Here is a 25,585-nt window from a genome sequence, read left to right on the forward strand (position 1 = left end):
CGCATGGAATAACATTCCTGCGGCTTTTTTTGATGTACTGGATCTTGGGTCTGATTGAGTCAGCACTTCTTAAACCATTAAGCAATTCTTTAAAGTTCGTAAAGTTCCTAGCCATTGATCGATTAGGAAATGCTGCTCATCGACACTCACCGAAATCCCTTTAATGAAAATATCTCGGTTTCAAAGTAATGTGTTTTCCTTATATATACGTATAAATTATGGTAAATAAAGAATCATTAGGGAATTTTTCAAAAAAAAAACGAACAAAAGCATCACGCAATGGAAGCATGATAAAATATGCGGATATGATTATGCTACAATTGTAAAGATTGCAATTGAAATTCATGTCTTTAGGGAAAAGTAAATTTATTAGTTACTAGGAGGGGTTTGTGTGTACCATCTCTTTACACATAATGATTTAGATGGAGTCGGCTGCGGCATTATAGCTAAGTTGGCCTTCGGAGAAGAAGTAGTGGTAAGTTATAATTCAATTGGTCGCCTCAATCAGAACGTAGGAGCATTTCTTGAGCAAGCCAAGCTTGAAGATACATTGATCGTTACTGATCTATCGGTTGATGAAGATAACGAAAAAATGATTACTCAGTTTGTGGAAGATGGAGGCAAAGCTCTGCTGATTGATCATCATAAGTCAGCATTGCATTTGAACGAACATGATTGGGCATCTGTAACTGTCGAACAGGAAGATGGTAAACAGACGGCAGCGACATCATTATTCTATCAGTATGCAGTTGAAAATAAATACCTGGAACCTTCAAGCATTGTCGCTGAATTCGTTGAATTGGTCCGACAATACGATACTTGGGAATGGGAAGTCAATAAAAATACAACGGCAAAACGATTGAATGACCTGTTTTTCATGATTCCGATAGAGGAATTCGAAATGAAAATCGCAAATAAGCTGTCGACGGCTGAAAGTTTTGCTTTTGACGAAGTGGAGCAGACCCTTCTGAATGTTGAAGAGAGTCGGGTAGATCGGTACATAAACAGGAAAAAAAGAGAAGTCTATCAGGCTACGGTCGGTCCCCATACAGCTGGTGTGGTCCATGCAGAGTCATATCACTCAGAATTGGGTAATGAACTGTCGAAAGAGTTCTCGCATCTTGATTATATAGCGATCCTGATGGTTGGAAGTAAAAGAATCAGCTTCCGGACAATTCACGACGATATTGATGTTTCTGAAGTTGCTGGCAAGTACGATGGGGGCGGCCACCAAAAAGCGGCAGGTTGTACCATGTCCGAAAAGGCATATAGCCAATATGTCGAAAAGACCTTCTTTGCCGAGCCCCTTAAACGAGACGCACATAAGAATCAACTGAATGTAAAGGAATCCCCAGAGGGCTGCCTATATTCAACGAGAGACAAACAGGACATATTCATTTATGAAGATGAAGAAGAGCAATGGATCGTTGAAATCAACGGAAAACAACAGAAAAAAACATTCGATACATTTACGGAAGCGGAAAAATACATGAAGCGGAAATACGCGGCATGGCTGGCCCATGATGAAAGATATGAAGAGTTTGTCAATAAGGGATGAATAGGAAAGCGGCTGTCCGAATGGGACAGCCGCTTTTCTATCTTTTGTCGTAATTCATGTTTTTACCTTTTAAGCGGGACAGGATGGACGATAGTGCGGGATGGTTTAATTGGAATGGAGTTTTGGCGATGGAGAATTGCATTGATTTCTCCGCCGATCACAAAAATCAGACCACTCAAATACAGCCATAGCATCAAGATGATGACGCCTCCTAAACTGCCGTAAGTAGAAGAATAGTTGGCAAAATTACTGACATAGAATGAAAATCCAAGTGAGATTCCCAGCCAAAGTACAGTTGCGGTCACTGCCCCAGGGATGACATGTTTAATGGGAAAACTTTTATTCGGTGCAAAGCGATATAAAAAGGTCAGGACAAGTGATATGACCACAACCGCGATAACCCACCGTAATAAGCTGAATATTATTTGCGTTTCTTCAGGGATCGGAATGACTTGCTGTAATAAATCGATGATCACTTTTCCGAAGACGGGGAGACCCAACATGACGATGAATGCCACAACCAGGCCTAATGTCAATACAATGGAGATGAAGCGGGCTTTAATGAAATTCCTTGTTTCTTCAACATCATAGGCAATATTCATGGAATGGATGAACGCATTCATTCCATTGGAAGCGGACCATATGGTGCCAAGGAAACCAAAAGTCAGTAAGCCGCCGTTCCGTTCAGATAATATGTTAATGATATTTTTCTCGATGACTTCCATCGTTTCCGCAGGCATGAAGGTTTTTATCGTGTCCAGGGCAGTCTGAATATCGATGTTCAGATAAGGTAATAAGGACAGCAGTAAAATGAGCAAAGGGAATAGTGCCAGTAGATAGTAATAAGCTTGTTCTGCTGCCAGCCCGGTCACACGATCTTCCTTTATTTCTTTAATCAGTTTCTTTGAAAATTTTATCGACTTATTCATCTGGGCATCACTCCTGAATAGTTACTTAGGTTATTGCTTCTTTTCCCTCTGTTCATATAAGTTAATCCTCAAAAGAAAAGAAATTGAAAGCTCTAATCCGGGCACTTGTAAAAGCTTGTGACAATGATATGCCGGAATGATGGGATGACCAACCTTAGCCAGTTCTTTTTTCAATGCTTTTTTTACGGGGAAAGGCGAGTAACATGCCAGGGAAAATCAGGATTGAAGATTCGTACAGCAAGCGACTAACTGATAAGCATTCGATACTTCAAGCCTATCAATAATGCCAACACTACTGCTAGGTATGATTTTATGCCCTCTTTAAAACAAGTATAATAGCTAATTAAGTGAATTTATAAAGGTAAACAGAAAAGCTGCCAGACATTGCTGTCTGGCAGCTTTTCTCTATTGCACTTCTTTTCCCTGTTCCTTCTGAACCTTCGGAGGGGTCCATTTGAATACTTTATTTAGGATATTATAGATGTGTTTGGATTCTTTGGTAAGGATTGGCCCAAGAATCGCTAAGGTTAAAACATAAAGTGCCGCAAACGGGGTTAGTATAGGCATTAAACCGCCTGCAATGCCTAAGTTGGCTAAAATGATGGAGAATTCGCCGCGTGAAACGATCGTTAAACCGATGTTTGCGGAAGCTCTGTGAGATAAACCGGATTTGAGTCCAGCGATCATACCAGCTGCAAAGTTACCGATGATGGTGATGATGACGGCTCCAAGAACCATCCAGACAGCTCCGCCAAGGGTTGTCGGATCGATACTCAAGCCAAAGCTGAAGAAAAATATGGCCCCGAAGAAGTCTCGAAAGGGAATGACAAGTTTCTCGATCCTGTCGCTATGTTCCGTTTCAGAAAAGACTAGGCCGAGCAGTAATGCACCAATGGCTTCCGCAACATGAATCGTTTCCGAGAAACCGGCAATGAAGAATAGTAATGCGAACACGACGATGATAAAAATCTCATCGGAGGAGATATTGAATAATTTGTTAAGGACCCCAGATGCTTTCCGGGCGATAACGAAAAATATCAGCATATACCCAATCGCGATAAATGTAGAAAGTAATGTTCCCCAAACGGAACCAGAAGAGCTTAATACCAATCCGGATACGACTGATAAATAAACAGCGAGGAAGATATCTTCAAACATGATGATGCCAAGGATTAGCTCCGTTTCATTGTTACCGGTCCTTTTAAGGTCCACAAGCACCTTTGCCACAATGGCACTTGAAGAAAAACTGATGATCCCGGTTAATATCAGAACCTCTTTCAATGGAAGACCGAGCAGGAAACCGTACAGCAAGGCCATTCCCACGTTGATTAAAATGTAATAGGTTCCGCCTGTCACGATATTTTTCCCGGATTTCATAAGCTTTTTGACGGAAAATTCAAGCCCTAGGTAAAACAGAAGGAATAAAATACCGACCCGACCGAGGAATGCTATGATTTCATCGCTTTCGATGAAACGCAGGTCAATTAATCCGAAGTGCGGGGCATGGGGGCCAACGAGCATCCCGATGATAATTAATAGTGGAACATTCGATATTTTGAATTTACCTGCTACGAGAGCGGCTAATGCCACTAGAAGAAGGGCAGTTCCCACTTCAAAGACTAAATGGTCCATATGAGCTTAGTCACTCCTTTCGTCGGTCAATAATTCTCTTGTGAGGTTTCGGATATCTTTTCTTTCACCGGATATCACAAGGGTGTCGCCTGTTTCGATGATGGAGTCAGGACCAGGATTATTCAGTTGTTTTTTTCCTTTTTTAGAATGGGCGATGACGGTCACGTTATAATTGCTCCTGATATCAATCGAACCGATCGTTTGATTGATGGCCTTTGAACCTGGTTCGACTTTGAACCATTCAATCACCAAGTCACCCAATGACATTTCAATCGTTTCAAGTGCTTGCGGTTTATAAACCATGCCGCCAATGATGGAAGCCATTTGCCGTGATTCCTGATCGTTAAGGGTGATGCTCGATATGACGTCCTCATGTTCATTATCAAAATGGTATAATTCCCGACGGCCGTCATCATGAATGACGATTACTAACTTTTCATCATTTCTCGTTATGATTTCGAATTTTTGGCCAATACCAGGAAGTTCACTTTCTCTAATTCTCACTGGAATTCCTCCTTAAAATGTTGGTTAGAGTTAATAGAAGATAGCAGAATGTTTATAAGTTAACGTCAATATTCGTCTTGAATTTCTTCTCCTTTGATATGCCGATGTATTTTAATGTCTCCGATGGACTGGAATGATGGTAATGCTTCTGTATCAATGCCAGTGATACTCCTTGTTTATAGGCATGGTAGCCAAAAGTTTTACGCATCGAACTTGCTCCGAATTTGCCTGTCAGCCCTGCACCTTCCACAGCATCATGGATGATTCGGTGCGCCTGTTGACGTGTGATCGGCTTTTTTGTCTTAGGGGAAAGAAATAAAAATTGACCTTCGATAACCTTCGAGCCTTTAAGGTATTCTTGTAAGGCGGTACGGACTTTCAGGTTCAAATAAATTTGGTTGAATTCGTCATTTTCCGTCCGCTGCTCATAGAACTCCTTGATTTTGCCCGTTTCATCCAGAACGCTGGCGACGGTGATTTCGAGCATTTCATTTATCTTCATACCTGTATTGATGCCGAGTACAAACAATAAATAATCCCGACTGGAGTGAGAGCGTAAGTATGTTTTTATTTTGCTGATTTGATTGATATCCTTAAAGGCTTCTACATATTCCATAGATCTTCTCCTCTTGCCAATGTAACATAATTACATTATATCACAAGTTATGTAACATTGCATGCGTTAAGTCCTATTAAGGCTTCTCCAAAAAGCAAAGTACTGTTGAACCAAAAAAAGCTTTTTCTTATTCTCTACACAATCAAGTGAAAATATATCAGTTTCTTTTAAAAGCAAAAAGGGGTTTGTCTACATTTTTTTTGGCTTGTACAATGTGGGCGTGGTTGTAACGAGAGGCACTAAGCTTTCCAGAGGCGGTACGGGAGCCGCATCGGCTTTCAGCGAGGCTGCTGAAAAACTAACGGTTTTGAATGAGTTATTGTTTTTTCAACAAAAATAGATCACTTCCTGTACGATAATGAACAGGAAGTGATCTATTTCTTTCATATTTAGTTACTTTTCTGCTTTGATTTTCGTGGAAATTCGTTTGAGGTTGACTGCGAAAATGGCTGTTGCTCCTTGAATTCTCATGCCAAATAGAGACCCGCTGATGATGCTTCATCATACCCGTGTCTGTGTAGTCGGATAACGATTTGAAATGGCGTTTTTCACAGGATAAATCGTTATTATGTATTATTGATATGTTTAACTATGGAATTAAACTTTATATGCCACTTTCTCACAAGGATATGAAACGTTAATTTAAATAACTTAAATAAAATGAAGTACCCTAATAATGTCCCTGATATATTAAAGATTACATCATCAATATCAACAAATCTAAAAGTATATCCTGCATATAAAGCTGTTAGTAGTTGACCTGATTCGAGAATTATTCCAGTTAATACACCAGCTATTAAAATTTTCTTAAATGAGGCTCTAAATAAGAAGGGTAATCCAAAGCCTAGTGGGACAGTCATTAAAATATTAAAAAAGCTCAATTTGGTAAATTCATATTTAAATGGGATTAAATTCATTTCTCTCCAAACATTTTGCCCCCCAAATGCTTCTCTTTGATCATCATCTACATAAATGGGAAATTGAGTGAGGTTTATAACATTACATAAATAAACATACATAATTGTATAGAATAAAAGATAGGTATAACTTTTTTTGAAACTTAATTTTAGTATTAGTGCCAAAATGATATATAAAATTATAAAACTGTTAAGAATCCAACCGCTGAAATGATAAACCATTTTAGAGACTCCTATCGTAAAATTGCAGTTCCTTTATTTAATTTAAAATATTGACCGTTTTACTTCCATCAACTATACGAAGATTCATTGTAAAGCTATAAGCATTAGTTGCTGCAAAAGCAAAAGAGGGCATTGCTATTATAATTGATAATATACATATCACTGAAACTGAAAATAATTTAGTTTTTAATAATTACACCCTTTCCGTTTTTAACAAGGACTATAGTATCGTAAATATCCACAATTTACGTCTCAATTTTGAAATGTTCTGATTCAGAAAAGAATAATAGTATAAAGAAATAAATGGTGAAACGATGTTTGAATATTTAATTTTATTTTAAAATTCATGGTGAATAATGATTGTAAGTTAATGAACAACAGATGTATTAAAGGAAGTGGTTGTAACGCAGATAAATCAAGTTTATCGAGTTGAGGTATAACCATGAAAAAACAATCTTTTACATAATCACTATGTTATTTATCAGCATACGATTTTAGTAGTAAAGAAATTAAGGTGAAATTTAATGATGTTGAGTGTTAGAAATCTGGGCTATGTGTCTAATATCATTATTTATGATAAGCCTAAAAAAGTCGCAATCTTAGACAGCGTTATTAATGATCAGTAACCTGGATTAAATGGACAAATTGTTGCTAAATATGACGTAATTAATAAAAAAATTATACAAAAGATTTATATGGTCATGGAACTCCAATTGCAAGCATAATTGCCGCAAAGGAAAATGAAGAAACGGTGCAAGGAATTAATCCTTTACGTAGAAGTAAACGGTGTAAAAGTAATTGATGACGAAGGGAGGGATAAGATGTTAAGCATTGAAAGAAATCCAAAAAATCGAGTATATTAAGAACAGCTTGATTTATGCTTTGATGTGTGTGATGAGTTTCATCTAGTTGTTAGAAACGATATGGGTTCGATACGAGGGTTAGAAGAAATAATAAATAAGTTAAAAGCATCATTAATAGAATTGAGATGCGAGTCAACATGGGCTAGTACCACTCTTGGTGATGATCAAACAGCAAATGTTTATTATTTTCACGCTGACGAGAATGCAAAGAAAATTATAATATTGATTACAAAATCGCTTTATGAGTGGGAAATGCCAAATTTACCTGAAGATTTGTCATTTTTTTAAACAAGGAAAGTTTTGGTTTGGCTACTTCTTCGCATGAAAAACAATGCTTTATTTATCCTGAATATGATACCGAAGCTTCTAGGATTAAGGATATTGAAGGCTTAAGAATTCGAGAATTGGAAGATTAACAAATGGGAGTTTTCCTTGATAATAAAATAAGGGTGAATCCTATATACCTTTACAAAGCATGAAAGAGTCTCAACTTAAATGTTGAGGTCTTTTTTCTTTGTATTGGATACGCAAAAAAGGTTGCTGGAGGACGGCGCTATGGGGATAGGCGTATCACCTTAGAATTACGTAACCAAGGTGCTCGCATCAAGTGTAATTTTGTATAGGATGAAACAAGTCCTTCCATTCCATATTTTAGATAGCGACCCATCTTTTCAGAGGGGATAAACCTGATGTCTTTCTTGGTTTTTTTCCTTCTAAGTAATCTAAAACTGCGTTTGATTTTTGGTCTATCGTATATTTAGGAAAAAAAACTGCACCTCCAATTGTTAGATGTTGTCTAACAATTGGGGTGCAGTTCAAAGACAGCCATTTATTTCTAGTATACGGCTTTTTGTAATTTGTGAATGACTTCAAGTGAAAGCCCGGTTCCGATGGCAACTGATTCAAGCGGGTTATCTGCAAGTTGGACTGGGACGACGATTTCATTCGTCAGCCATTCTTGTACCCCGTTGAGAAGTGCACCCCCGCCGGATAAGATGACACCTTGATCGACGATATCCCCGCTCAATTCAGGAGGGCAATCTTCCAAAGTGGCCCTGATTGCTTCCAATATATGAAGAAGCGATTCCTGGATGGCTTCCTGAACGTCAGTGGATGATATTGTAATAGGCTTTGGAAGACCCGTTACAAGATCGCGGCCCCTGACTTCCATGGTGATCACAGAATGTTTAACGAGTGCGTAGCCGATTTCTTTTTTTATTTCCTCGGCTGTTCTTTCCCCAATCAGCACATTATGTTTTTTTCTGACATATTGGCTGATATCTTCATCCAATTGATCTCCGCCAATTCTGATTGAATTGCAAGAAACGACGCCGCCATAAGAGATGATTGCGACCTCAGTCGTTCCGCCGCCGATATCAACGATGACATTGGCAACTGGCTCTTCGACAGGCAAGCCCGCACCTATTGCTGCTGCTACTGGTTCCTCGATAAGGTGGACCTGTTTCGCTCCGCAGCTTTTGACTGCATCCTGAATGGCCCTTCTCTCAACTGATGTGGAACCTGATGGTGTACAGACCACTACACTAGGTTTGCGAATTGATAATCCTAGGGCCTTACTTGCTTTTTTCATGATTTCCCGAAGCATTTGCGCGGTCACATCAAAATCCGCAATGACACCATCCTTAAGCGGACGGATTGCCACAATATTTCCAGGTGTTTTCCCGATCATGTTTTTTGCATCCACACCGACTGCCAATACTTTATTAGTCTCTATATCAATGGCCACCACAGATGGCTCATTAAATACGATTCCTTTATTTTTACTGTAAACTAGCGTATTTGCAGTTCCTAAGTCAATGCCTATTTCTGTATTTGATAACATCTAGTCACCCCTCCATAAGAGTTTGACCCCTATATACTCATTCTACCTTTTATAGCGAATTTGTGGGGGTGGGAAATCTAGTAAATAGTGGAAGTGCCGTGCTGTTACTTTCATAGAGCGAAAACTTGATGAAATATATAAATGCACTGGTGAGGGAGGCGCGCCAAGAACGGCCAATGTCCAATTGGCATCCTGACATTGGAATGGTGAAAACAAGCGTGGGTGCAGCTTTGAATCCGACTATTTTATGTTAAGATAAAGATGAAAATCCGCTTAAATAAAGAAGGTAATTTTGTGAGTGTAAATTTAATCGAGAGTAAGAGTTTTAGAGTAATCTTTACAGCTTTTCTAGCTTTCCTGGGCGGTTATGCGTTTGATAGCCTTGGAATATACCTGCCATGGATGCTTGGACCATTATTCGTCGTGATGATTGCTAAAGTGAAGTTAAGGAAGTACTTGTATTGGTCTAAAACCTTTAGAAGTACTGGATTGGTCATTCTAGGTTTACAACTGGGCAGTTCATTCACGAAACAATCGCTAAATGAGATGATTGAATATCTGCCTGTTATGCTTTTTACGACAATTGCAATCATTTCATTTACAGTGTTGACTGGCTGGTTTGTCGGAAAGCGTATGAACTTATCCTTGGGCACATCGATGCTTGGCAGTTTTCCGGGAGGCCTTTCCCAGATGGTGGTCTTAAGTGAGGAAATGAAGGATAGTGATGAAACGGTTGTAGGTTTCATGCAAACTCTGCGGGTCATCCTGGTGATATCCATTGTTCCTTGGATTGTGACCCATGTAATGTCAGTTCAATCAGGTGCGGTAATGGCCGTATCGGAGCGGCCGTTTTTTTTATTTGAATATGATGGGAAATTAGCACTCATGATGTTGGTAACATTGCTGATATTCATCTTCATCACAAAGAAAGCCAATTTTCCGCTCCCTTTTTTGCTAGGACCTCTTATGGCAGCAACACTATTCAATTTAGCAGGCCCAGGTGCCCCGCAGATTCCTGACTTTTGGTTGAACTTGTCCCAATTGTTGATCGGAGCACATTTAGGCTACACACTGAAGGTTGATAACCCCCGACTTTTCAGAAAGATGTTCGGGGCGGTATTCGTCAGTAATGTCCTATTGATTGGATTTTGCTATTATCTTTCCATTCAGTTTGCCCCAATCCTATCTTTACAGGCGAACGAATTATTTTTGAGCATGGCGCCAGGCGGCGTCGCCGAAATGGCAGTCACAGCCATGTCTGTGCATGTGGATTTATCCGTTGTCACAAGCTTTCATTTATTCAGGATCTTATTCATTTTATTTTTTCTATCACCCATCATAAAATGGCTGGCCGGAAGAAACCACGGGAAACAAAAACAGGGACAAAGCTGACAGGCTTTGTCCTTTTGGCGTTAAGCGGAACTCACGAGTAAAAGTGTGAAACTCACGAGTAAACCGCTGAAACTCACGAGTAAAATGCTGAAATTCACGAGTAAACCGCCAAAATTCACGAGTAAAAGTCCGAAACTCACGAGTAAACCGTCAAAATTCACGAGTAAAAGAGCAAAACTCACGAGTAAATGCCCATATTCCAGTTGTATTGAGATAATTTCGTACAGAACAGGCTGGTGATTCCATTCTCGAAAAAATATTGTACCCAAACCATTGAAATGTACTGTTGGTTAAGCTCATCTGGCAATAAAGTTGGTGGATTTTGTGATGATTTAGTGAAAATTGAAATCGAATAGTAAAATAATCCTCACTTTTTTTGAACTTCATCCGATATAAGGAGGAGACGAGACTTTAAATGAATGGGTGAGTATTATGGATATAACATCAGTTTTAGGCGTAGTTCTGGGTATCGTGGCCATCTTGGTCGGAATGGTGTTGAAAGGCGTTAGTGTAACGGCGCTGATTAACCCGGCGGCTATTTTGATCATCATTGTAGGGACGATAGCTGCTGTCGTAACGGCTTTCCCTTTGTCGGAATTAAAAAGACTGCCAAAAATATTCAAGATTTTATTCTTTGAACAAAAATTGACAAAGCCTGAAGATTTAATAAAAACCTTTTCTGAATGGGCGGTCATTGCCAGGAAAGAAGGCTTATTGGCATTGGAAAGCATTTCGGATCAAGTGGATAATACTTTTTTGAAAAATGGCTTGAATCTTGCAGTCGAAGGTCAGAGTGCCGATTATATTCGTGATATTTTAGCAGAGGAAATAGATGCGATGGAAGAACGTCATCTAAGCGCGGCAGCGATTTTCAGTCAAGCCGGTACATACGCACCGACGCTGGGTGTATTGGGTGCGGTAATCGGGCTTATTGCTGCATTGGGTAATATGGCCGACACTGAGGCTTTGGGACATGCCATATCTGCAGCGTTCGTCGCAACCTTGATGGGGATTTACACGGGGTATGTGTTATGGCATCCATTTGCCAATAAGCTAAAACGGAAGTCGCAGCAGGAAGTTCGAATCAAAGAAATGATGATAGAAGGGATTTTATCGATCATCGAAGGGGAAGCGCCGCGAACGATTGAACAGAAATTAACATCATATTTGCCTGCTGGAGATCGTAAAAAGTGGTTAGAAGGCGATGTGAGAGAAGATGGCTAGGCGCAAAAAGAAACAAAGGCATGAAGAGCATATCGATGAATCATGGCTGGTTCCCTATGCCGATATCTTAACATTGCTTCTCGCGCTTTTTATCGTCTTGTTCGCATCAAGTTCGGTTGATGCAGTAAGGTTCCAGCAGTTGTCCAATGTATTTAACCAGGTTTTTACAAGCGGAACGGGTTTTATGGATTTTCCAAGTGATTCCCCCAGCAATGAGCCAACGTCACCAGAACAAAGAACAGGTGCGGAAGATCTTGAGAAGCTAGGGAAAAACGAGCAAGAAGAACTTACGGAAGTTCAGGAGCGTGTAAATGCCTACATTCAAAAGAATGATTTAACGGATAAATTGGGAACGAACCTTACGGATGAAGGCATGTTGATTTCAATTAGGGAAAACGTGCTGTTCGAATCGGGTGTGGCTGAGGTGAGAAGTGAAAACCGAAAAATCGCTAAGGAAATCTCGGATTTGCTGGTCATGGATTTACCCAGAAACATTATCGTAAGCGGACATACCGATAATATTCCTATAAAGAATCACCAGTATGAATCCAACTGGGATCTGAGCGTGATGCGATCCGTGAATTTTATGAAACTTCTCCTCGAAAATAAAGAGTTGGATCCCGAAATGTTCAGCGCTAAAGGACATGGGGAATTCAAGCCGGTTGCTTCCAATGAAACGAAAAAAGGAAGGGCGAAAAACCGGAGAGTTGAAATCCTAATTGTTCCACGGACAGCGATAAATGAGTGAAAACCTGTCAGGAATGGACGGGTTTTTCTTTTTTAAGGAGATTATATGGAAAGAGAATATACAAATGTAATGGAAGAAATCGTTGTGACTTGGGTGCAGGTTTTAATGTCAGGTATGGAATACCAAACATTTTGTTCATGCGGTAAATGTAAAAATGACATCATCACATTATCATTGAATAACCTGCCTAATTACTATGTAACCACGGAAGAAGGGCGGAAAAGGATATTTGGAAATTTGAATACAGAAGAAAACAGGAAATGGATCAATAAAAGAATCATCAATGCGATACACGTTGTTGGCCAGTATCCTAAACATTGATTTGCTTTGGGAATAGGCTAAATATAGCACTAACATTAATTATGTGTTTTATTTATGGTAACAGAGGGAACATGAATAAAGTGCAAAGTAGGTTCATTCAATCAAAAATTGAGGAGATGAATTATTATGGGTAAAAATATCGCATGTGTAGTAACGAATATGTTTGAGGACTCGGAGTATAGTGAACCGGCAAGGGCATTTGAAGAAGCCGGCCATACGGTAACGACGATTGAAATGATAAAAGGGAAAACTGTTAAAGGAAAACAAGGGGAGGTAGAAGTCGAGATTGACGAAAGCATCGACTCAGTGAAACCGGAAAATTTTGATGCATTATTCATCCCCGGTGGGTTCTCGCCTGATCAGCTGCGTGCTGACGAACGCTTCGTATCTTTCGCCAAATCGTTCATGGATGATAAAAAGCCTGTATTTGCGATCTGTCATGGACCGCAGTTGCTGATTACAGCCAAAACACTTGAAGGGCGCCACGCAACAGGATATACATCCATTAAAGTCGATATGGAATATGCAGGTGCCACATATTTGGACAAGGAGGTTGTGGTTTGCGGCAACCAGCTAGTAACCAGCAGGACACCTGAAGATCTTCCGGCATTTAACCGGGAATCGCTCAATCTATTGAAATAATGAAAAATCCCGGCAGCTGCCGGGATTTTTCATTTTAAAGGATTCATATACTTTCATCTTTGCAGTAAAATAAAAGGAGAGACGAATAAAAAAGGAAGTGTCACGATTGATCGTATTAAAATCTGCACGTGAAATTCAAGCGATGCATGAATCGGGTAAAATTTTGGCAGCTTGTCATAGGGAGATTGCTAAGTTGATTGTTCCTGGGGTGACAACATGGGAAATAGAAGAATTTGTTGAAGGATTCTTAAAAACACATGGTGCGAAGCCGGAACAAAAGGGTTACAAAGGGTATGAGTATGCGACATGTGCCAGCATAAATGAAGAAATCTGTCATGGTTTCCCTCGTAAGACCCCTTTGAAAAATGGAGATATCGTAACGATTGATATGGTCGTCAATTATAACGGGGCCCTTGCCGATTCTGCCTGGACGTATACGGTCGGTAAGGTTTCAAAGGAAACCGAGCATTTGGTTCATGTGACGAAGGAATCTTTATATAAGGCGATTGAAGTATGTGTGGAAGGCAATCGGATTGGAGATATTGGTCATGCCATACAAACATATGTCGAGGCGGAAGGCTTTTCTGTCGTTCGTGATTTCATCGGCCACGGGATAGGAAGTGTCATTCATGAAGAGCCGCAGGTTCCGCATTATGGACTGCCGAATAAAGGTCCGCGTCTTAAGGAGGGCATGGTATTCACCATCGAACCAATGGTAAACGTAGGTACATATAAAGCAAGCCGGGATCCGAATGGATGGACGGCATCCACTGCAGATGGGAAATACTCGGCTCAATATGAGCATACGATTGCCATTACGAAAAACGGTCCGCTTATTCTGACCGAACAATGAACATGAAAAAACAGCATCGATTATGATGCTGTTTTTCATGTTAATCAATTGGCCGTTCCAATGAATACAAATCTTCTTCGATATTTCCTAATCTGTCCTCAATGACTTTTTTAGCATCTTTGATACCTTCATTATATATAAATGGAGCAATATTTTCGAAAATGAACTGCAAGTGATTTTCAGCAGCGATTTCACCGATTTCCTTGCCATGTTCCTGATATACATATTCTTGGATACTTTCGATCATCTTGCGGCGTTTTTCTATGGGAAATTGAATGAACATTGTGCCCTCCTTCATATTTGTTCTAAAAACCATGTAATGAATGAATCCGAATCCAAAGGGAAGACAGGTACTGAAGCATGATTCCTGGTTCGTTCCAAACATTCGGGCCAAGCCACCGCTGCTTTGACATTAGTAAGCCGTTCCAATAACACGAGGTCACTTTCTTCCTTGATTAAAATGACCTTAGGAAAGTCCTCTTGCTTATAACCCTCAATTAAAATCACATCAGGGAGGAATAGACACAGTAATTGAATCAGCTCAGTGATAGGGGCTTCCCCCTTGAAATTCCCGAGCAGCTCGATTGTTCCATCACCTTCAACAAGTGAAGCTGCCGCCCCAGCCTGAAAGTGTTTATTGGAATCCTTCATACCGTTAACATCCGGTTTTCCGCCATGTCCATGATGTTTTAAAACGGCTGTCTCTAATTTGGCTTTGCGAAGCTTTTTGATAATATTCGTTATAAAGGTTGTTTTTCCTCTATTTTGATAGCCAACCACCTGAAAAATAAAGGGCTTCACCAAGGCCATTTGCATCCTTCTTGGTCATCGAGGAGCAGGATGTCCACGATATCTCCCGTTTGGAAACCACGGGTCCCCCCAGGTAAGACGGTCAGTGAATTGGCACCTGCCAAGCTTGTTGTAATATTGGATTTATCCACACCGCTGGGAATTACCTTCAACTGGCCGGATTCATAAAATAATCGGGTCCGAAGCAGACGTGAGAATGGATTGGGCTTTAAGAAGTCCTCTGCCAATTGCGCCGTCTCTTTTCGTAAATGCGGATGTTCCGAAAACAGCATGGTGCGGATGATCGGTCTTGCAAATAGTTCAAAGCCGACATAACTGGCGGAGGGATTGCCTGATAAGCCGAATAAAAATTTGTTATTATATACCGCTACGGTCGTCACGCTGCCGGGGCGCATTGCCACTTTGTTGAATAAGACTTCAGCACCCATTTTTTGATAAATATCCGGGAGAAGGTCAAAATCACCGACAGAAACCCCTCCAGTTGTAATGAGCAAATCCACTTCCTTCAAGGCAGTTAAAATGGCCTCGTAGCTTAATTCGAATTCGTCCTTAAGCTTTCCATAAAAGCGGACTTCTCCTCCGGCCCTCTGAATTTGGGCGGAGATGGCATGTGAATTGCTGTTGCGGATTTTCCCAGGCTGCAACGGTTCGTTAACATCAAGAAGTTCCGAACCTGTAGCGAATAATCCGACGACAGGTTTCTTGGCAACTGGGACTTCGGCATATCCGAATGTTGCCAGCAAGCCGATGATCCCAGGATTGATCGCTGTTCCTTTTTTTACAAGAACATCGCCTTTCTTTGCATCCTCTCCTTGAAAAGATACGTTTTCGCCTTCCTTAAGTGAGCGTTTAAATGATATGTACTTCTTTCCGTCCTTTTCGAATTCCTTTGTGAGCTCGAGCATGATTACGGCATCACACTCAGCTGGCATCTGAGCTCCAGTCATGATTCTCGCCACTTGATTTTTTTGTACAGGGATAGTCGATACCATCCCCGCAGCCAGTTCTTCAACCACTTCGAACTCAAGAGGGTTATTTATGGAACCTTCTGCCGTATCCTTGGACCTGAGGGCAAATCCATCATATGGAGAGCGGTTAAAATGCGGAACATCATTTGTAGCTACAATATCTTGAGCCAAAAAACGGTCTTGGCTTTCCTTGAGGGGAATCAGTTCCACATGTCCTATTAATTTATGCTTCATCACTTTTTCAACTGCTTCTGCAATACTGATGGGTGTTCTTCTTTCTACCATGCTTACAACTCCTGTCGGTTTTCAATTTCTATATCAAATGTAGCAGAATTATTTTAAAAATGAAAAAAATCCTCACCGGTATGGGAGGATTTGAATGTTACTTATTACGCAGTCTTCCAAGTTCTTCGGCGATGGCTTCCATTTCACGGACACTGAAATTCGTTTTTTTCATCACCATTGTATAAATATCATGCAGTTCTTCGTACATTTCGATATCAAAATGGGTTGATTTGATTGCACCGAAGTTCATCACTTTTAATTTATCCTTGATTGCTTCGATCATAAACTCGACACTTTCGGCTGTGTTTTGCGTTAAATCCATTTCCCTCATCCTTTCTACGTTCCTAAATTATTTTCATCTTTGCATGATTACCGCTGGAAGTCAATGAATATTACGAAGCTTGATCCCCAATATACTTGGTCATCTCCACGTTTTAAACTGAGGTAGTTTGGGAAAAGATAGGAAAAAACTTTTTTAAACATTGTATAATGGAGATAGCTACCATTATCCATCAACTAATATATGACGAGGAGGAGAATATATGAGCAACATTCGAGAAGAATATAAGTGTGACAAGAAAAGTAAATTTATGCAAGCGGTCTTTATTGGGGCGTTAGCAGGGGCTGCGATAAGCCTTTTTGACAAGGATACGCGTAATTCTGTATTGGAAAACAGTAAAAGCTGCATGAGTAATATGAAGGAATTCGTGAAGAATCCCAATGGGGTGCTTACACAAGTACGTGAAACATCATCAAAGGTCCGTTCCACTGTTGAAAAAATTTCCGATGATGTATCCTTCATTTCCCAAAAGGTGGAGGAAATGAAAGATATTCCATCGCAAGTTGCCCAAGTGGTGATGGAGACGAAGGAAGTTTTTGCTGCAGAGCAAGATGAGTCTTCTTCAAGTCACCATGAACGGATTTCCTTAAATTAGAAAATGGGGTGGAGGTATGGCCAATAAAAAAAAATGGCTGAAAGGCTCATTCTTCAAGACTTTCATAAAACGGTTACAGATGGATGATGTGTCGGGGCTTGCCGCACAGCTGTCTTATTTCTTCTTACTTTCCCTGTTTCCGTTACTTATTTTTTTATTCACTTTATTGGCCTATCTGCCATTTTCCCAAGAAGATATATTAAATACGGTCCGTACATATGCGCCTGACGATTCGATGAAAATCATTGAGGCCAACCTATCTGAAGTAATGGAAGCGAATGGGACTTTATTGTCGTTTGGTGTCATCGGAACGATATGGTCGGCATCGAATGGGATGAATGCAATCATTAAAGCATTTAACCATGCATACGATGTAAAAGAAAGTCGAACTTTCTTTATTTCCCGGGGAATGTCGATTCTTCTCACTTTAGCGATGATTTTTGTTTTTATTGTCGTTTTATTGCTGCCGGTATTCGGAAAACAGATCGGAGTATTCCTATTTGCCGAAATTGGACAATCCGATGAGTTTCTTACGGTTTGGAACCAGCTTCGCTGGGTGATAAGTACGCTTGTATTTTTAATTGTGTTCACTATCCTTTATTGGATTGCCCCCAACATAAAGCTGAAATGCATAACCGTACTGCCCGGTGCTATCTTTGCAACGGCAGGATGGAGTCTTGTTTCCTTTTTGTTTTCTTTTTATGTGGAGAACTTCGCTAATTATTCTGCAACATATGGAAGCCTTGGAGGGATCATCGTATTAATGGTCTGGTTTTATTTATCGGGGCTCATCATCATACTGGGCGGGGAAATAAATGCGCTCGTAAGTGAAAGGCAAAAACCAGAATGTGCATGAGCTTCCTGGAGTTCCCGTAATAGCGGACAATCATGCTGCAGATACTATTCAAGAAATAACAACTTTTGAAGAGGAGGAGTTCTTTCATGAGTAAAAAGGATGGCAGCACAAAGCAAAAAGGAAAAAATAAAGGTTCGAACCATAAAACATCTGGTTCTGCAAATGGTAAGAACGGATATCACTAAATGAAATGATCATAAAAAAAGGGAGCCTTGGAGGGCTCCTTTTTCATGCTTAGTTTCTCAAAAGTCTTAAGCTGTTCAGTATAACGAGAATTGTGCTTCCTTCATGTCCAATGACGCCGTATGGAAGGTCAAGGAATTGAAGGAAATTGGATGCGATCAGGATCATGATCACCGAAATTGAAAAGATGACGTTTTGTTTGATGATTCGATTCATCTTCTTGGATAATTTGACTGCTTCCGCGATGCGTGGCAGGTCATTCTTCATCAGAACAACATCCGCTGTCTCCAAAGCAACATCCGTGCCTTCACCCATTGCAATTCCCACAGATGCCGTTGCCAGAGCAGGTGCATCATTGATGCCATCCCCAACCATTGCTACAGTGCCAAAATGTTCTTTCAGCCTTTTTACTTCAGTCACTTTGGTTTCTGGCAGGCATTCGGCAATATATGCATCAATATGGCTTTCCGACGCAATCGCTTTAGCCGTTTTTTCACCATCGCCTGTCAGCATGACGGTATGGATGCCCTCATTTTTCAAAGCTTCGATGGCTGTAATGGTTTCTTCACGCACGACATCTTTCAAAGTGAGAATACCGGCAATCCCTTGATCATCCTTTGCATAAACGATTGTCTTACCTTGTTCAGCCAATGTCAGTGCAATGCCATTTTGGAATCGTTCTGCTTCACTGCGACCGACGAAATCAGCCTTTCCGACTTTCCAAAGCACGCCATTGATGTATGCTTGAACCCCATTGCCTGAGATATCTTCCATGTTATCCGGTTTAATGATGTCTCTTTGCAATTTTGTTTTGGCATAACGTACGATCGATGTTGCCAAAGGGTGGTTCGAATAATTTTCAACAGATGCAATATGAAATAAGAAATCATCTTCGTTTAAATCTTCGCGGATAATGACATCCGTTACCTCCGGTTTTCCTTTTGTCAATGTACCGGTTTTATCTAAAGCAATTGCCTGAAGGTTACCTAGATTCTCAAGATGGATGCCGCCTTTAAATAAAATGCCATGACGAGCACCATTTGAAATGGCAGAAAGCGTAGCTGGCATAATAGAGGCCACAAGGGCACAAGGTGAAGCGACAACGAGCAGGATCATCGCTCTGTAGAATGTTTCGGTCCAGCTCCACCCCAATATGAAATGGGGTACGAACATCATCAAGCCGACAACGGTCAATACCACTTTTACATAAGTCCCTTCAAACCGTTCAATGAACAGCTGGGAAGGGGACTTTTCACTTTGTGCGGATTGAACGAGAGTGATTATTTTTTGAAATAATGTTTCACTTGCTGGTTTGGTAATTTCCACGGTAATCGTACCACGGAGATTAACCGTTCCGGCAAATACTTCATCATCCAATGATTTGCTGACCGGTATGGATTCACCAGTGATGGCGGCTTCATCGATATTGGTACGGCCGTCCGTGATTTTTCCATCTGAAGGAACTCTCTCACCTGGTTTCACTAAAATCTGATCCCCGACATGCAGCTGTGAAACGGATACGGTTTCTTCATATCCGTTAGTGATACGCAGTGCTTCCTCAGGCTGTAAGTCCATAAGTGCCGAAATTTCTTTATGGCTTTTATTCATCGTGTATGTCTCAAGGGCACCGCTTAAAGCGAAGATGAAAATCAATATGGCACCTTCCGTCCAGTAACCGATAACCGCAGAACCGATGGCCGCAAAAATCATCAGCATCTCAACATTCAATTCCCGGTCGGCAATCGTATCTTCTATTCCTTCTTTTGCCTTGGCATATCCGCCAATCAAGAAAGAAGCTAAGTATATGACGATGGAAGTGGACTCCATTCCGTTCTTTGAAAGGGCCCAGCCCAACACTATTAATAAACCGCTGAATAATGCAGCAATAAGTTCTAGATGAGGTTTTGCTTTTTCCAACCAAGTGGTTTGGCATGAAGCCGGTTGGGTTAAATGTTTAGTATCTGTAGTCATAAGATTCCCTCCCACATTCTTTTCTATTTTGTGTAAATGATATAGATTATCATTTGTATGATATATAATTGAGAAAGATAATCAACGTCATTTCTCTGGATAAAATATGAAAGCTGCCACCGTAATTGCGATGACAGCAATGTTTTCAAAGGTTTTTAAACGTAATGTCCCTTTTGTTATTATTATAATACCACATATGCTATTCAGAAATAAAGAAGAATGATTCTAATCTAGTAAAAAATATAAAGTACTTCCTATCCAAATATTTAGCCGCTATTGAGAAATACCTTTCAAATTGAATAATAAAAGAAGTAGTCCAGATAATAAACTATACTACATAACTGAAGCAGGCATTTTCTCCTTAAACAAGGCCAATGAAATGAAGACAAGGAAAAGCATGATGCTGATCATATAGAAAAAATTCCCACCTTGTATATGTTCAATGACGAGGCCGCCAAAAAACGGACCGCCGATGCTGCCGAGGCTAAAGAAAATACTGCATAATAAATTTCCAGCAGGTAATAGGTTTCGAGGCAAAAGGTCTGCCATATAACTGATTCCCAGCGAGAAAGTCGAACCAACCATCATTCCGCCAAACATAAAGCAAATGAATAGACCAAGCACTGAATAAGAATAAATCCCTGCAAGAGTGAATATGGCAAACCCTGAAAAAAGTATCGTCAGCAAGGTCTTTCGCCGGCCAAAACGGTCACTTATCATCCCCAAGGGAATCTGGGTAAGCAGAGTCCCTGCGGAAAATGCCGGAATGATGATGGATACTGCGGTTAAATCGATTCCGGAGCGCAGGGCGAATACAGGAAAATTGCTATTCAATGATGCTTCAAGCACGCCAAATGTGAACGGAAGTAAAAAAGCGACCCAAGCTATGCGACTAACTTTCGTAAACCTTTTGAGTGTGCCAAGGAATGATGTGCTTTCAGAATCATCCTGTTCAGGAAGCTCATTTCTAATAAGGAAAACAGTGGACCAAGCTAGAAGACTAAGTATGGATGTGATGATGAAAGGCAAAGACTGATTAATCTCGAGAAGCTTCGTCATCATCGGGCCAACCATGAAGCCAAGACTGAAGAAAAGTCCATAAATGGCAAGATTCCTTCCGCGCTTCGTTTTTGGTGAAATGGCAGTGATCCATGTCTGGGTAGCAAAGTGAAGTGTATGATCGCCGATTCCAATGAAGAAACGGAGGACGAACCAGAACCAGAATGATTTCCAAACAGGAAATAAGGCAAGCGATAGAATGACCGTTATCCCGCCAAATAATATCAATGGCTTATAGCCGTATTTACGAAGCGGGGCTTCCATAAAAGGAGAAATCAACAGAATTCCAATATAAAGCGAGGCTGCATGAAACCCGTTTAGTGATGAGCTAATTCCGTCATTTTCAAAAATGATGGCTATGATCGGCAGAAGCATCCCTTGAGAAAACCCAGATATGCCGACAATTACAATTAAAACGCTAAAAAGCAATTTATTATTCATAAAATCATGTCTCCTAAGATATGTATACCTTCTTGATGTTACATCTTAGGAAGAGGATTAAGCAATAGAAATTTGGGTAAATATTGACAAGAAGAGAGAAGATGATAAAATTTTCCTTTGTCATCGCCGGAAGATTATGTATGATAGTTTTTGTTACATAAAAAGAACTATAGGATTGTGAGGAGAAGTATCGTGAATAAAATATTTTTGGGGCTTGTCCTGTTAGGCGTCCCTATATCAGTCATTGGGTCATTATTGCATTGGCCGAGTGTGATCATGTTCATCGTATATTGCTTAACCATCGTCGCGCTAGCAGGATTCATGGGCCGTGCGACTGAAAGCTTAGCGATCGTTATGGGACCAAGGATAGGCGGTCTCTTGAATGCAACCTTTGGAAATGCAGTGGAATTGATCATATCCATCTTTTCATTAAAGGCGGGGCTTGTTGGGGTCGTGTTGGCTTCTTTGACTGGTTCCGTATTAGGAAACTTATTGTTGGTGGCAGGACTTTCATTCTTTGTCGGAGGGACTAAATACAAACGGCAGAAATTTAATGTATTCGATGCGAGGCATAATGCCGGTCTATTGATTTTTGCAGTTATTGTAGCTTTCGTCATACCTGAAGTATTCACACAAGACATGAGTGAATCAAGCACGATGTCTTTAAGTGTAGGAATTTCCATTATATTGATCTTATTATATCTTGCTGCATTATTCTTTAAATTGGTTACTCACCGCGGGGTATATCAGCATACGGAGAAACCTGAGGAACATGAAGAGGAAATACCGGAGTGGAGCAAGAAAAAGGCAATTATAATACTTGCTGTCGCTACATTGGCCGTTGCGTATGTATCGGAGAAACTTGTTCATACGTTCAGCGAAGTGGGGGAAACCTTCGGATGGTCGGAGTTATTCATCGGTGTCATCATCGTTGCAATCGTGGGTAATGCGGCAGAGCATGCGTCCGCCGTCATAATGGCCTATAAAAACAAAATGGATGTCGCAGTGGAGATTGCCGTTGGTTCCACGCTTCAAGTAGCGATGTTCGTAGCTCCTGTACTAGTGCTTATTTCATTAATGTATCCAACGCATATGCCGCTTGTTTTCACAATGCCAGAACTGATATCAATGGTTACAGCAGTCTTTCTGATGATCATGATTTCGAATGACGGGGAAACGAACTGGTTTGAAGGCCTTACCTTATTGGCCGCTTACTTCATTATGGGAATTGGATTTTACTTATTATAAGGATGCAGGACTTCCGATGCGGGAGGTCTTTCTTTTTATATAATTGAAAAATAAAAATGACTCTGCTCAAGTTAGATTTAGCAGAGTCATTTCTATATTAGTAAATTACCATTCATAAGTTAATCCAAAATTTTTCATCATGCTTTTGTAAAAGTTGAGAAAATATTCTAGAGTGTCACACCATCCTTTTACATCAGATTTAAGTATAGGCGAATTCGTTTTCTGTCATCCTTTAAAAGGGTGTCATGGATTGTTCGATAAGCATACCTCCTGAAGGTTTAATAGGTATGAACGATTTCGCCTCCTTTTTATAATGTAAAATAAGTATAACCGATTTGAATTAAAAAGTAAATATTCTGAACTTTACAAATTCATTACAAAATCGAAATAAGAATGAAATGTATAGAATGTTGGCTAAAAACAAAATCTATAACAAAATGATTGAACCCCTCAAAAGGAGTGCGACAGCATGAGAAGAACTATTCTTATTACGATGATTGCCCTAATTGCCTTCATTCAGGCGAATGTAAGTTTTGCAGCTGATATTCCAGAAGGCAAAGCAAATCCGAATATGGTGAATATCCCACCTTCCGTTTTGAATATTGCAAAGGAGAATACGTATCCGAACCCAACCCAGGATCTTCCGATGCTGCAGCCGAGTAAGCTGGCCGAACAATTGATCGATTCAACGGATATCAAGATTGAAAATCCAGAACTCATCCATATGTTGAATGAATCGGCAATTGCAAAAGCTCCGCTTGCTTTTGGTTACAGGGCAACGATTTACCTTGGCCATTGGGCATTGAATTATGAGTCTTCGGAAACGGCGCCAAACTGGGAATACCAAAAAATCAATACGAATTACTACGATAATCGCGGCGGTGAGGTTCCATACAAGATCCGTTATGTCCAGGAAAGTCAGAAGGCAGTGAGTGGCGGTCTCACAGCAAAAATCCCTAAGGCAGAGGATGTTCAAAAGATGATGCTGTTAAAAGCCACTGAGAAAACGAATTTGCCATTGGCTTTTGAAACGATCATCGGAGCTGGTACGAAAAAAGATGAAGTATACAATATTGCTTCTAATAGGATAGGTTACTTATCCAGTTATGCTTCCGCCGTCAATGAAAAAGGGAAGGTCACATATGGGGAAGTGTATTTGAACTTAAAAGGAAGTAAAAGAACCATTACGATAAAGAACATCACTTCACAAGGCATCGGTGCATGGATACCGGTTCAGGACCATGTTTCCTTCAGCTTTACAGTCTCGCAGCAACCCAGGTAAATTAAAAAACTCGCCGGATTGGCGAGTTTTTTTCTTCATATGGTTGACTTCCTGATCCTGAAGTCCTCCTTCGGGTAGTATGCATTTTTGACGAGAACATTCGGGCCTAGACATTTGACTGCCGGGCAGTGGCAATTCAATTCATTGGCCAGTTTCGAATTCATCCATGTTTCATAGGATTCGGTCAAGGGCTGGTCTTTGATATTCCCTAATGTAGGTGCGTCCCCGAAATCGGTCACGATCACTTCCCCTGTGAAAATATTGATGTTCAACCGGGAACGTCCATCAGGGTCATTACGAACAGTCACTTTATGTGAACCATAAAGGCGTTGAAGCAGCTTTATATCCTCTTTATTGTTATTGCAAGGATAAAATGGCAGGGTACCGAAAAGCATCCAAACATTTTCATCACGGATATCAAGCAAATGATGAATCGCTTCACGCATTTTGTCCAGTGATAAAGTTTCAAGTGCCGAAGCGAAATCGCTTGGATACATAGGATGAATTTCATGCCTTTGACATCCCATTTCATCGACGATCTGCCTGTGAATATGCTCAAGATGAGGCAATGTCCGTTTATTGAGCATCGTTTCTGCAGATACCAGCACACCAGCTTTTGTCAGGGCACGGGAATTTTCAATCATTTTATCAAATAATTTCTTTCGCTGTTCCCGAGATGGTTTTCGGTCCATCATGGCAAAGCCGATATCAATGAATTCATCGATTGTTCCCCAGTTATGGGAAATGTGCAGAACATCCAAATAAGGAATGATTTCCTCATACCGTTCCAGGTCAAGGGTCAAATTGGAATTGATTTGTGTCCGGACCCCGCGGCTACGGGCATATTTCAATAGAGGCAAAACATAATTCTTCACTTGTTTTCTTGAAAGCATCGGCTCCCCGCCAGTGATGCTGAGCGAGCGAAGCAAAGGGATCTCATCGAGGCGCTGAATCAGTAATTCCAGTGGCAGTGCATCCGGGTCCTTGGGCTGGAGTGTGTAACCGACGGCACAATGCTCACAACGCATATTGCAAAGGGTGGTTGTGGTGAACTCCACATTGGTAAGGCTGAGTTTTCCATATTGTTCAACGTCCATATATGCTTCCCAAGGGTCATACTTGGGTGTAATTGGTGTTAAAAGATCTTGCTTGATTATTGACATATTTAAAACTCCTTACGTAATAATGCACTAACCCATTATGAACAATGGGGACAAAAATTGTCAAATGGCGGAGAGCTGCATTTATAGCTTGCCATTGCACTTTCAAGCAGATTTCGTTAC

General features: G+C 40.5%; 25 protein-coding genes. 12 read left to right on the forward strand and 13 right to left on the reverse strand.

The genetic code is table 11. The annotated features are described in order from the left end of the window. Positions 1-391 precede the first annotated feature (391 nt). The gene (locus OSJ91_RS02950) at positions 392-1,558 is read left to right on the forward strand and encodes a DHH family phosphoesterase (RefSeq protein ID WP_350301140.1); all 1,167 of its coding nucleotides are present in this window, start codon (positions 392-394) and stop codon (positions 1,556-1,558) included. Positions 1,559-1,620: 62 nt separating this feature from the next. Here OSJ91_RS02950 and OSJ91_RS02955 read toward each other — a convergent pair whose 3' ends face one another. The 6 genes from OSJ91_RS02955 to mreBH form a co-directional block, all read right to left on the reverse strand. Then, positions 1,621-2,487: a YihY/virulence factor BrkB family protein gene (locus tag OSJ91_RS02955; RefSeq protein ID WP_350301141.1), complete on the reverse strand. Its 867-nt coding sequence runs from the start codon at positions 2,485-2,487 to the stop codon at positions 1,621-1,623. Between the two features lie 405 nt (positions 2,488-2,892). Next, positions 2,893-4,119 carry a cation:proton antiporter gene (locus tag OSJ91_RS02960; RefSeq protein WP_350301142.1) on the reverse strand — a complete coding sequence of 409 codons (1,227 nt, stop codon included), beginning with the start codon at positions 4,117-4,119 and terminating at the stop codon, positions 2,893-2,895. 6 nt (positions 4,120-4,125) lie between these two features. Next, positions 4,126-4,623: a cation:proton antiporter regulatory subunit gene (locus tag OSJ91_RS02965; protein ID WP_137017835.1), complete on the reverse strand. Its 498-nt coding sequence runs from the start codon at positions 4,621-4,623 to the stop codon at positions 4,126-4,128. A gap of 52 nt (positions 4,624-4,675) precedes the next feature. Next, positions 4,676-5,239 (reverse strand): tyrosine-type recombinase/integrase, encoded by a 564-nt coding sequence (locus OSJ91_RS02970; RefSeq protein ID WP_350301143.1) that lies wholly within the window; start codon positions 5,237-5,239, stop codon positions 4,676-4,678. A 566-nt stretch (positions 5,240-5,805) separates the two neighbouring features. After that, the gene (locus OSJ91_RS02975; RefSeq protein ID WP_485890956.1) at positions 5,806-6,378 is read right to left on the reverse strand and encodes a VanZ family protein; all 573 of its coding nucleotides are present in this window, start codon (positions 6,376-6,378) and stop codon (positions 5,806-5,808) included. Positions 6,379-8,076: 1,698 nt separating this feature from the next. Continuing rightward, the gene (gene mreBH / locus OSJ91_RS02980) at positions 8,077-9,084 is read right to left on the reverse strand and encodes a rod-share determining protein MreBH (protein WP_350301146.1); all 1,008 of its coding nucleotides are present in this window, start codon (positions 9,082-9,084) and stop codon (positions 8,077-8,079) included. A gap of 128 nt (positions 9,085-9,212) precedes the next feature. Between mreBH and OSJ91_RS02985 the strand changes: the two genes are divergently transcribed. The 7 genes from OSJ91_RS02985 (at position 9,213) to map (ending at position 14,264) form a co-directional block, all read left to right on the forward strand. Beyond that, complete coding sequence (locus tag OSJ91_RS02985; RefSeq protein ID WP_485890957.1) at positions 9,213-9,338, forward strand: hypothetical protein; 126 nt, start codon at positions 9,213-9,215, stop codon at positions 9,336-9,338. Positions 9,339-9,378: 40 nt separating this feature from the next. Continuing rightward, positions 9,379-10,476 (forward strand): AbrB family transcriptional regulator, encoded by a 1,098-nt coding sequence (locus OSJ91_RS02990; protein ID WP_413015299.1) that lies wholly within the window; start codon positions 9,379-9,381, stop codon positions 10,474-10,476. Between the two features lie 432 nt (positions 10,477-10,908). Beyond that, positions 10,909-11,700 carry a flagellar motor stator protein MotA gene (gene motA / locus OSJ91_RS02995; RefSeq protein ID WP_101224885.1) on the forward strand — a complete coding sequence of 264 codons (792 nt, stop codon included), beginning with the start codon at positions 10,909-10,911 and terminating at the stop codon, positions 11,698-11,700. After that, entirely contained in the window at positions 11,693-12,448 is a 756-nt protein-coding gene (motB, locus tag OSJ91_RS03000) for a flagellar motor protein MotB (protein WP_350301149.1), read from the forward strand. The genes motA and motB overlap by 8 nt, the downstream gene beginning before the upstream one ends. Positions 12,449-12,493: 45 nt before the next feature. Beyond that, a complete protein-coding gene (locus OSJ91_RS03005; RefSeq protein WP_230177842.1) occupies positions 12,494-12,769 on the forward strand; it encodes a late competence development ComFB family protein in 276 nt (91 codons plus the stop codon). 126 nt (positions 12,770-12,895) lie between these two features. Continuing rightward, positions 12,896-13,411 (forward strand): type 1 glutamine amidotransferase domain-containing protein, encoded by a 516-nt coding sequence (locus tag OSJ91_RS03010; protein WP_350301150.1) that lies wholly within the window; start codon positions 12,896-12,898, stop codon positions 13,409-13,411. Positions 13,412-13,517: 106 nt separating this feature from the next. Continuing rightward, positions 13,518-14,264, forward strand: a complete 747-nt coding sequence (map, locus tag OSJ91_RS03015; protein ID WP_350301151.1) for a type I methionyl aminopeptidase — start codon at positions 13,518-13,520, stop codon at positions 14,262-14,264. 40 nt (positions 14,265-14,304) lie between these two features. On the opposite strand, the gene OSJ91_RS03020 is transcribed toward map, so the two are convergent. The 4 genes from OSJ91_RS03020 to OSJ91_RS03035 all read right to left on the reverse strand — a co-directional run bounded on the left by OSJ91_RS03020 (position 14,305) and on the right by OSJ91_RS03035 (position 16,649). After that, positions 14,305-14,547: a DUF2164 domain-containing protein gene (locus tag OSJ91_RS03020; protein ID WP_063234700.1), complete on the reverse strand. Its 243-nt coding sequence runs from the start codon at positions 14,545-14,547 to the stop codon at positions 14,305-14,307. 11 nt (positions 14,548-14,558) lie between these two features. Then, positions 14,559-15,074 carry a molybdopterin-guanine dinucleotide biosynthesis protein B gene (gene mobB / locus OSJ91_RS03025; protein ID WP_350301152.1) on the reverse strand — a complete coding sequence of 172 codons (516 nt, stop codon included), beginning with the start codon at positions 15,072-15,074 and terminating at the stop codon, positions 14,559-14,561. Continuing rightward, on the reverse strand, positions 15,062-16,327 hold the full coding sequence (locus OSJ91_RS03030; protein ID WP_485890958.1) for a molybdopterin molybdotransferase MoeA: 1,266 nt from the start codon (positions 16,325-16,327) through the stop codon (positions 15,062-15,064). The genes mobB and OSJ91_RS03030 overlap by 13 nt, the downstream gene beginning before the upstream one ends. 97 nt (positions 16,328-16,424) lie before the next feature. After that, a complete protein-coding gene (locus OSJ91_RS03035; RefSeq protein ID WP_034305672.1) occupies positions 16,425-16,649 on the reverse strand; it encodes a DUF1128 domain-containing protein in 225 nt (74 codons plus the stop codon). Positions 16,650-16,869: 220 nt separating this feature from the next. On the opposite strand from OSJ91_RS03035, the gene OSJ91_RS03040 reads away from it, so the two are divergent. Continuing rightward, the gene (locus OSJ91_RS03040) at positions 16,870-17,262 is read left to right on the forward strand and encodes a YtxH domain-containing protein (RefSeq protein ID WP_350301154.1); all 393 of its coding nucleotides are present in this window, start codon (positions 16,870-16,872) and stop codon (positions 17,260-17,262) included. Between the two features lie 16 nt (positions 17,263-17,278). Continuing rightward, positions 17,279-18,118, forward strand: a complete 840-nt coding sequence (locus OSJ91_RS03045) for a YihY/virulence factor BrkB family protein (RefSeq protein WP_485890959.1) — start codon at positions 17,279-17,281, stop codon at positions 18,116-18,118. 234 nt (positions 18,119-18,352) lie between these two features. Here the strand turns inward: OSJ91_RS03045 and OSJ91_RS03050 are convergent, their stop codons facing one another. Then, on the reverse strand, positions 18,353-20,272 hold the full coding sequence (locus tag OSJ91_RS03050; RefSeq protein WP_350301156.1) for a heavy metal translocating P-type ATPase: 1,920 nt from the start codon (positions 20,270-20,272) through the stop codon (positions 18,353-18,355). A 333-nt stretch (positions 20,273-20,605) separates the two neighbouring features. Then, positions 20,606-21,772 carry an MFS transporter gene (locus tag OSJ91_RS03055; RefSeq protein WP_350301157.1) on the reverse strand — a complete coding sequence of 389 codons (1,167 nt, stop codon included), beginning with the start codon at positions 21,770-21,772 and terminating at the stop codon, positions 20,606-20,608. A 192-nt stretch (positions 21,773-21,964) separates the two neighbouring features. Here OSJ91_RS03055 and cax point away from each other — a divergent pair, with 192 nt between their 5' ends. Together cax and OSJ91_RS03065 are read left to right on the forward strand one after the other, a co-directional pair. After that, the gene (gene cax, locus OSJ91_RS03060) at positions 21,965-23,020 is read left to right on the forward strand and encodes a calcium/proton exchanger (RefSeq protein ID WP_485890960.1); all 1,056 of its coding nucleotides are present in this window, start codon (positions 21,965-21,967) and stop codon (positions 23,018-23,020) included. 469 nt (positions 23,021-23,489) lie between these two features. Beyond that, the gene (locus OSJ91_RS03065) at positions 23,490-24,302 is read left to right on the forward strand and encodes a YfkD famly protein (RefSeq protein WP_350301158.1); all 813 of its coding nucleotides are present in this window, start codon (positions 23,490-23,492) and stop codon (positions 24,300-24,302) included. Between the two features lie 35 nt (positions 24,303-24,337). Here OSJ91_RS03065 and yfkAB read toward each other — a convergent pair whose 3' ends face one another. Continuing rightward, positions 24,338-25,459, reverse strand: coding sequence for a radical SAM/CxCxxxxC motif protein YfkAB (yfkAB, locus tag OSJ91_RS03070; protein WP_434547783.1), 1,122 nt, complete (start codon positions 25,457-25,459; stop codon positions 24,338-24,340). Positions 25,460-25,585: the final 126 nt, after the last annotated feature.

The organism is Bacillus sp. T-10(2022), from assembly GCF_056502895.1.

Excerpts from the sequence above, each read along its gene's own strand:
- OSJ91_RS03030 (WP_485890958.1), bottom strand. The coding sequence starts at position 16,327 with ATGGTAGAAAGAAGAACACCCATCAGTATTGCAGAAGCAGTTGAAAAA.
- OSJ91_RS03010 (WP_350301150.1), top strand. The coding sequence starts at position 12,896 with ATGGGTAAAAATATCGCATGTGTAGTAACGAATATGTTTGAGGACTCG.
- mreBH (WP_350301146.1), bottom strand. The coding sequence starts at position 9,084 with ATGTTATCAAATACAGAAATAGGCATTGACTTAGGAACTGCAAATACG.
- OSJ91_RS02970 (WP_350301143.1), bottom strand. The coding sequence starts at position 5,239 with ATGGAATATGTAGAAGCCTTTAAGGATATCAATCAAATCAGCAAAATA.
- motB (WP_350301149.1), top strand. The coding sequence starts at position 11,693 with ATGGCTAGGCGCAAAAAGAAACAAAGGCATGAAGAGCATATCGATGAA.
- OSJ91_RS02985 (WP_485890957.1), top strand. The coding sequence starts at position 9,213 with ATGAAATATATAAATGCACTGGTGAGGGAGGCGCGCCAAGAACGGCCA.
- OSJ91_RS02975 (WP_485890956.1), bottom strand. The coding sequence starts at position 6,378 with ATGGTTTATCATTTCAGCGGTTGGATTCTTAACAGTTTTATAATTTTA.
- OSJ91_RS03040 (WP_350301154.1), top strand. The coding sequence starts at position 16,870 with ATGAGCAACATTCGAGAAGAATATAAGTGTGACAAGAAAAGTAAATTT.
- OSJ91_RS02960 (WP_350301142.1), bottom strand. The coding sequence starts at position 4,119 with ATGGACCATTTAGTCTTTGAAGTGGGAACTGCCCTTCTTCTAGTGGCA.
- motA (WP_101224885.1), top strand. The coding sequence starts at position 10,909 with ATGGATATAACATCAGTTTTAGGCGTAGTTCTGGGTATCGTGGCCATC.
- OSJ91_RS03005 (WP_230177842.1), top strand. The coding sequence starts at position 12,494 with ATGGAAAGAGAATATACAAATGTAATGGAAGAAATCGTTGTGACTTGG.
- OSJ91_RS03065 (WP_350301158.1), top strand. The coding sequence starts at position 23,490 with ATGAGAAGAACTATTCTTATTACGATGATTGCCCTAATTGCCTTCATT.
- OSJ91_RS03045 (WP_485890959.1), top strand. The coding sequence starts at position 17,279 with ATGGCCAATAAAAAAAAATGGCTGAAAGGCTCATTCTTCAAGACTTTC.
- OSJ91_RS03035 (WP_034305672.1), bottom strand. The coding sequence starts at position 16,649 with ATGGATTTAACGCAAAACACAGCCGAAAGTGTCGAGTTTATGATCGAA.
- OSJ91_RS03055 (WP_350301157.1), bottom strand. The coding sequence starts at position 21,772 with ATGAATAATAAATTGCTTTTTAGCGTTTTAATTGTAATTGTCGGCATA.
- OSJ91_RS03050 (WP_350301156.1), bottom strand. The coding sequence starts at position 20,272 with ATGACTACAGATACTAAACATTTAACCCAACCGGCTTCATGCCAAACC.
- OSJ91_RS03020 (WP_063234700.1), bottom strand. The coding sequence starts at position 14,547 with ATGTTCATTCAATTTCCCATAGAAAAACGCCGCAAGATGATCGAAAGT.
- OSJ91_RS02955 (WP_350301141.1), bottom strand. The coding sequence starts at position 2,487 with ATGAATAAGTCGATAAAATTTTCAAAGAAACTGATTAAAGAAATAAAG.
- mobB (WP_350301152.1), bottom strand. The coding sequence starts at position 15,074 with ATGGCCTTGGTGAAGCCCTTTATTTTTCAGGTGGTTGGCTATCAAAAT.